Source organism: Bradyrhizobium sp. INPA03-11B (genome assembly GCF_040446015.1).
Lineage (GTDB): Bacteria > Pseudomonadota > Alphaproteobacteria > Rhizobiales > Xanthobacteraceae > Bradyrhizobium > Bradyrhizobium macuxiense_A.
Genome location: NZ_JASGSR010000233.1, coordinates 1 through 4,612, shown reverse-complemented (window position 1 = coordinate 4,612; position 4,612 = coordinate 1). Strand labels below are relative to the sequence as shown.

The window sequence follows — 4,612 nt, the reverse complement described above, 5'->3', positions numbered from 1 at the left end:
TACTTGGTCTCCATCGGCGTGGCGTTGCGGCCGCGCAGCACGATATCGAAGCGGTAGCACAGCGCCCATTCCGGCTTCGTGTTCTCCAAGTCGAACGATGAGATCATCCGCGCCCGCGCCTTCTCGTCCGTCACCGAATTGAAGATCGGGTCGAACGGGAACAAGGGATCGCCCGGAAAATACATCTGCGTGACGAGGCGCGAGACGAACGAGTGCCCGAACACCGAGAAGTGGATATGCGCCGGCCGCCAAGCGTTGTGATGATTGCCCCAGGGATAGGCGCCGGGCTTGATGGTGATGAACTTGAAGGAACCGCTCGCATCGGATTGCGTCCGGCCGGCACCGGTGAAGTTGGGATCAAGGGGCGCCGGGTGCTGGTCGACGACGTGGATATAGCGGCCGCAGGCATTGGCCTGCCACAGCTCGACCAGCGTGTTGGGCACGCCGCGGCCGTCCTCGTCGAGCACATGACCATGCACGATGATCCGCTCGCCGAGCGGCTCGCCCTTGGCCTGGATGGTGAGATCGTTGTCGTGTGCGCGCACGGTCTCATGACCATAGACCGGCCCGGTCAGCTCCGAGAGCGTGTGCCGCATCGGGATCAAAGGCTTCTGCGGCGAACGTTTGATCGCGCTCCGGTAGGCCGGAGACAGACGCGCGGGATGGACGCTGTTCGAAGCGACCGGATAGATCAATGTCATGTGCTTGCTCCAGCCAGATTGGGGCGCATGTGCCCGTGTCAGGCCGGCGCCGTGAACTCATACGAAATGCGGCCGGCCGGCAGATAGAACAGCGCGATGACCGCGCCGCCTCGCACCTCGGGATAATGCCGGCTGCCGGGATCCGGCGCGGTCCAGCCCGGTCCTTGCCAGCCCTGCAGCCCCTTCAACTCGGCGCCCTTGTCGAGGGGAACGACGAGGTTGAGTTCGCCATAGGGGTGACCGTGATACTGCCCGCGCAGCACGTCATGATCGTCCTCGTCCCTGAAGCGGCGCGGATCGGCGCTGTTCATGTAGACCGCGGTGATGCTGAACTGGAACGTCTCGGGGACCGGCTCGAGGATGCGGCTGCGCCGATAATTCGGGCCCTCCACCTCCTGGTTCGCGGCCCAGCCCTCCTCGACTCCCATTTTGATGAGGCGGGCGAGATCCTGGTAGAGCGCGCTTTGCTCTCCGTAGGTCTCGTTGAGCCAGCGCTCCATCGCCGCGCTCGGCGTCATGTCCTTGACTTCGCGCAGAAACGGAATGCTGCGTTCGATAAGCTGTTCACGGCTTCCCATGGCTGTCTCCTGTTCTAATCCTCAAAACCCTTGAAGGAGGCGAACGCCTCCAGATCCGCGCGCGGCATCAGCCGCGCTCTCCCGCGCTCCCTGGGGTGACCCATCGAGATCCCGCAGGCCACCATCTGCTCCGCCGGGATCGACAACGCCGGTCGCAAGATGCGGTGATACCTGGCGAAGGTTTCCTGCGGGCAGGATTGCAGCCCGCGTCCGACCGCCGCCAGCATCACGTTCTGGATGAACATGCCGAGATCGAGCCAGCTGCCCATCGCGAGGCGACGATCGATGGTGACGATCAACCCGACCGGCGCACCGAAGAACGCGAAGTTCTTTGCGGTCTGCCGGCTCCGCGCCGCGGTGTCGCTTTGCGCGATACCGAGCGAGTCGTAATACAATCGGCCGAACTCCTGGCGGCGGCCGAGATACGGCTCCGGGAACTCGCTGGCGTAGTATTGATATTCGGAGACGTGCTCGCTCGGCTCCGTCTCGAACGCGTGCAGCAGCGCAGCCGACACTTCGGTCTTGGCGGCGCCCGCGAGCACATAGACGTGCCAGGGCTGGATGTTGGCGCCGCTCGGCGCGAACCGCGCCACGCGCAGGATCAGCTCCACGGTCGATCGCGGGACGGGGCTACCGGAGAACTCACGGCACGAGAGCCGACCGGCGATCGCCTCGTCGATCGGATTGCGCGCAACGCCGCGCGCTGCGTCCCGATCGATCACGACTTCTTCACAAGCGGACATCCGCCGTCCTCCATCGATCTGAAGGCCTCGTCCCCCGGGATCGTGGCCAGAAGCTGGTAGTAGTCGAACTGATACTTCGACTCCTCCGGAGCCTTGACGCGGAACAGATACATGTCGCGAACCAGCCGGCCGTCCGGACGGATCTTGCCGTTGCGGGTCATGAAGTCGTTGACCGGCAGTTCGCGCATCTTGGCGGCGACGGTTGGCCCATCGAGCGTGCCTGCGGCTTCGACCGCCTTGAGATAGTGCGTGACCGCGCCATAGGTGCCGGCATGGATCATGGACGGCACTTTCCCGGTCTTCTCGATGTAGCGCTTCGACCAGGCGCGCGTCTCATCGTTGAGATCCCAGTAGAAGGCCGAGCTGAGCATCAGGCCTTGCGCGCTCTGCAGCCCGAGACTGTGGATGTCGTTGATGAAGACGAGCAGGCCGGCAAGGTTCTGGCCGCGCGTCACGCCGAACTCGCCCGCCTGCTTCACGGCATTGACGAAGTCGCCGCCGGCGTCGGCGAGCGCGATCACGTCCGCCTTGGAGGCCTGCGCCTGCAGCAGGAAGGACGAGAAATCTGGCGTGTTGATCGGGTGCTTCACGGCACCGACCACCTTGCCGCCGGTGGCATCGATCACCTTGCGGCTGTCGGCCTCGAGCTGCACGCCGAGCGAATAATCGGCAGACAGAAAGAACCAGGATTTTGCGCCGAGACGCGAAATCGCCTTCGTCGTGCCCTGCGACAGCGCGTAAGTGTCGTAGGTCCAGTGGATGCCGGTCGGCGAGCACTCGTCGCCGGTCAGGCGGGAGGTCGCCGCACCAGTCGCAAGAAAGAGCTTCTTCTTGTCGCGGGTGATGCCCTGCACGGCGAGTGCGACGGCGGAGTTCGGCACATCGAGGATCGCCTCGACATTCTCGTTCTCCAGCCACCGCCGCGCGATCGTTGCGCCGATGTCGGCCTTGTTCTGGTGATCTCCCGCGACGATCTCGATCGGGCGCCCGAGCACCTTGCCCTTGAAATCGTCGACCGCCATTTGGGCTGCGACGACCGAGCCCGGGCCGCCATTGTCGGCGTAGAGCGACGACATATCGGTCAGCACGCCGAGCCTGACCGGCCCGTTCTGCGCGAGCGCAGGCGCCGCAAATGTCATGAGCGCCAGCGCCAATCCGAGCGACTTGCGCGCGCCACCATGGACCGAATTCACCGAGATATTCATCGTGTTGTTTCCTCCCAACCCGGCGCCGGCAATCTTGGCCAGAACGCTGGATTGCGGAAGTGAAAGTCTTGCAGGGTGATCCTGAACCGGCTTCAGAACGCCGACGGCGGCGATGCGGCGATATGCTTCCCGCATGCCGATCGGTTGCATCAGCCGAGCGCCTGGCCTTAACTGCGTGCGCGCGCAGAATTTTGTAGAGGCGTGCGATCCGCTACCGACGGGACTCTCATCGTGTCCGTTTCCTTCAAGACATTGGACCTGAACCTGCTCAAGGTGTTCGACGCCGTCATGGAGGAGCGCAGCGTGCTGCGGGCCAGCCAGAAAGTCGCGCTGAGCCAATCCGCGGTGAGCCACTCGCTGGCGCGGCTGCGCGAAATGCTCGACGACGAATTGTTCGTTCGCACCGCCACCGGCATGCAGCCGACGGCGCGCGCGTTGACGATGGCCCCGCAGGTTCGCCAGGCGCTGCGATCGCTGGAAGCCGCCGTCGAGCTGCCGACTTTCGCTCCGGCGGCCTCGACCAAGTCGTTCACGCTGGCCGCCAACGACTTCACCACGATGGTACTGGCGCCGCCGCTGCTGAAGATTCTCGGTCGCGAGGCTCCGGCGATCGACCTCACGATCAAGCCGGTGACACGGATCGATCTGGCCGAGCAGATCGACCTCGGCCGGATCGACGTCGCCATCGGCGTGTTCTCATCGCCGCCGAGTCGCTTCCGCACGGCACTGCTGTTCGAATATGACGACGTGCTGATCGTCGGCAAAAAGCGCAAGCTCGGCCGGCTCGACAACGCGAAGCTAGCCAGCCTGCCGCTGGTCGTCGTCTCCTTTGGCGGCGAGCAGGAAGGTGCGATCGGCGGCTTCATCTCCGAGCGCGGGCTTGCCCGCCGTTCGGAGATGTACGACCGCCCTGCGCTGGAACGGGCGCTGTCCGACAGCGACCGGCCGCCGCGGATCGCGGTCTCACTGCCGCATTTCCTCGCGCTGCCCGCGTTGCTGATCGATTCCGAACTCGCCGCGATCGTTCCGCGGCCGCTGGCGCGTGCGCTCGAGGCGGCGCATGCGATCACGACTTGTGAGCTGCCTTACACCACGACGCCCGTGGAGGTTCGATTGCTGTGGCACGAACGCGTCGAAAACGAGCCATCGCACGAATGGCTTCACGAAGTGCTCCGGCGCGCCACCGAAGAGCTCAGGCGCGGCGGCTAGCAGTTAGATGGCTAGACGTCGAAGAACACGGTCTCGTTGTCGCCCTGGAGATGGATGTCGAACGTGTAGGCGTTGCCTGCGCCGCGCTCCGCAATCAAGGTCGCGCGGCGATCGGCCGGCACCAGCGCGAGGGTGGAGTCAGCGGCGTTGCCGGCTTCGTCGTCGAAGTAGATCCG

Annotated in this window: 5 protein-coding genes and 1 pseudogene; 1 reads left to right on the top strand and 5 read right to left on the bottom strand. The window is 64.7% G+C overall.

All coding sequences use genetic code 11. The features are described from left to right. From pcaH to QMZ05_RS40350, 4 genes are all read right to left on the bottom strand, one after another. Positions 1 to 701 (bottom strand): protocatechuate 3,4-dioxygenase subunit beta (gene pcaH, locus QMZ05_RS40365; protein WP_353705818.1); only part of this gene is annotated, 701 nt, incomplete at its 3' end. A 38-nt stretch (positions 702 to 739) separates the two neighbouring features. Then, on the bottom strand, positions 740 to 1,279 hold the full coding sequence (locus QMZ05_RS40360; RefSeq protein ID WP_353705817.1) for a DUF4863 family protein: 540 nt from the start codon (positions 1,277 to 1,279) through the stop codon (positions 740 to 742). A gap of 14 nt (positions 1,280 to 1,293) precedes the next feature. Beyond that, the gene (locus QMZ05_RS40355) at positions 1,294 to 2,022 is read right to left on the bottom strand and encodes a nitroreductase (RefSeq protein WP_353705816.1); all 729 of its coding nucleotides are present in this window, start codon (positions 2,020 to 2,022) and stop codon (positions 1,294 to 1,296) included. Further along, complete coding sequence (locus QMZ05_RS40350) at positions 1,998 to 3,227, bottom strand: ABC transporter substrate-binding protein (RefSeq protein ID WP_353705815.1); 1,230 nt, start codon at positions 3,225 to 3,227, stop codon at positions 1,998 to 2,000. Before QMZ05_RS40350 ends, QMZ05_RS40355 begins: the two co-directional genes overlap by 25 nt. A gap of 231 nt (positions 3,228 to 3,458) precedes the next feature. Here QMZ05_RS40350 and QMZ05_RS40345 point away from each other — a divergent pair, with 231 nt between their 5' ends. Beyond that, entirely contained in the window at positions 3,459 to 4,436 is a 978-nt protein-coding gene (locus QMZ05_RS40345) for a LysR family transcriptional regulator (RefSeq protein WP_353705814.1), read from the top strand. An 11-nt stretch (positions 4,437 to 4,447) separates the two neighbouring features. On the opposite strand, the pseudogene QMZ05_RS40340 reads toward QMZ05_RS40345, so the two are convergent. Further along, positions 4,448 to 4,612, bottom strand: a pseudogene (locus tag QMZ05_RS40340) (protocatechuate 3,4-dioxygenase subunit alpha); the annotation flags it as partial.